Origin of the sequence: Intestinibacter sp., from assembly GCF_051866655.1 — a bacterium.
Lineage (GTDB): Bacteria > Bacillota > Clostridia > Peptostreptococcales > Peptostreptococcaceae > Intestinibacter.
The window spans coordinates 1-1,759 of sequence record NZ_JBJDXL010000043.1 but is presented as its reverse complement, the minus strand read 5'-3'; the positions used below and the strand labels follow the sequence as shown (position 1 = coordinate 1,759).

2 protein-coding genes are annotated in these 1,759 nt (G+C 31.0%); both read left to right on the top strand.

What is annotated here, in order from left to right; translation table 11 throughout:
• Positions 1 to 566 (top strand): MutS-related protein (locus tag ACI3VO_RS01240; protein ID WP_439756160.1); only part of this gene is annotated, 566 nt, incomplete at its 5' end.
• Between the two features lie 17 nt (positions 567 to 583).
• A complete protein-coding gene (gene mutL / locus ACI3VO_RS01235; protein ID WP_439756159.1) occupies positions 584 to 1,732 on the top strand; it encodes a DNA mismatch repair endonuclease MutL in 1,149 nt (382 codons plus the stop codon).
• Positions 1,733 to 1,759 lie beyond the last annotated feature (27 nt).

The following is a 1,759-nucleotide window of genomic DNA, read 5'->3' as shown; positions in this document are numbered from 1 at the left end:
ACTCTATATCAGTAAAGGACGATGGAGAAAATATAATTTTCCTTAGAAAGATAATAGAACAGCCTGCTGACAAGAGCTACGGAATATATGTAGCAAAATTGGCTAAGCTTCCAGATAAAGTAATTGAGCGTTCATCTGAAATACTAAAGGACTTAGAAAAGAACCATATATTCAACGGTGAAGTGCTTACAGGTAATTTTGACAAGGAAAAGGTAGAGGCTGTTTTGGCAGAAAAAGTAGCTGAAGAAGCTCCAAGTGAAAACTTCAGTATTGAGAGTGAACTTAGTAGAATTCAAGAGGACAATTTAAAAAATGAATTCGAAGCCTTGAAGCTAGAACACGAAACTCTACTTAAAGAACATAAAAAAATCAAAAAAGATTATAATAAATTAAACTCGAGCTATACTAAATTAAAGGAAGAGGATTCACAGCTATCATTTGGAAGTATGAACGTAAATAGCGAGGTTGTAGATGAACTGTTAAACCTAGATATTTTAAATATGAATTTGATAGATTGTGTAAATACACTTTATAATTTACAGAAAAAAGCAAAGGAAAATAGATAACCTCTTGGAGGGATTTTATGGGAAAATATATAAATATTTTAGATGATTTAACAATAAATAAAATATCTGCAGGAGAGGTCGTAGAAAGACCCTCTTCTGTAGTAAAAGAGCTTTTAGAAAATGCAATAGATTCAGGAGCTACACAAATAGTAGTAGATATAGTAGATGGAGGAAAAAAATCCATAAAGATAAGCGACAACGGATGTGGAATACTATCTAGTGAGGTCGAAAAGTGCTTTTTAAGACACGCTACTAGTAAAATCCAAAAAATAGACGATTTATATAACCTCTATTCACTTGGATTTAGAGGAGAGGCTCTGGCTTCTATAGCTGCAGTTTCAAACTTGGAGATGACTACAAAATCAGAAGATGAGGTAGTCGGCACAAAGATAGTTCTAAGTGGTTCTAAAATAGTAAAAAAAGAGCCAATAGGATGTAAAAATGGAACTACTATAATAGTAAAGGACCTTTTTTTCAACACTCCAGTCAGAGCTAAGTTTTTAAAATCTACTCATGCTGAAACTATAAATATAAGCGACTTAGTAAACAAACTTGCAATTGGAAATCCAGCAGTCAGACTAAAATATATAAACAACTCAAAGCTTATGCTAAATACACCTGGAGACGACAAGCTGATAAACGTCATAAGAAGTATATACGGCAAGGATATAACTGAAAATTTAATCGAGCTAAATTACGAAGATGACAAGATAAAGATATACGGCTATATCGGAAATAATAATATATATAGATCTAATAAAAACCTACAGCATATCTACATAAACAATAGATATGTAAAAAGCAAGGTGATTTTAGATGCAATAAATGAAAGCTATAAGGGAATAATACCTATAAATAAATTTGCAGTATGCTTTTTAAATATAGAGCTAAATCCAAATGAAATAGATGTAAACATTCACCCTACGAAGCTAGAGGTCAAATTCCAAAACGAAAAGGATATCTATATAGCTATAAGGGATATAGTAAAGAACAAATTACTAAACATCAGCTTAATAGGAAAATATAAATCGTATTCTGAAAATACAGTAGAAGCTAACAAGCAAGATGAAAATAAATCTGTAAATGTTAAAAATAATGTAAATGAAGGATATACAGAGAAAAAGTCTAATTTATTAGATGTAAGAGAAAAAAAAGAAGAGTATTAAGGAAAAAAAGAAGGAGAAGGCTAGGAG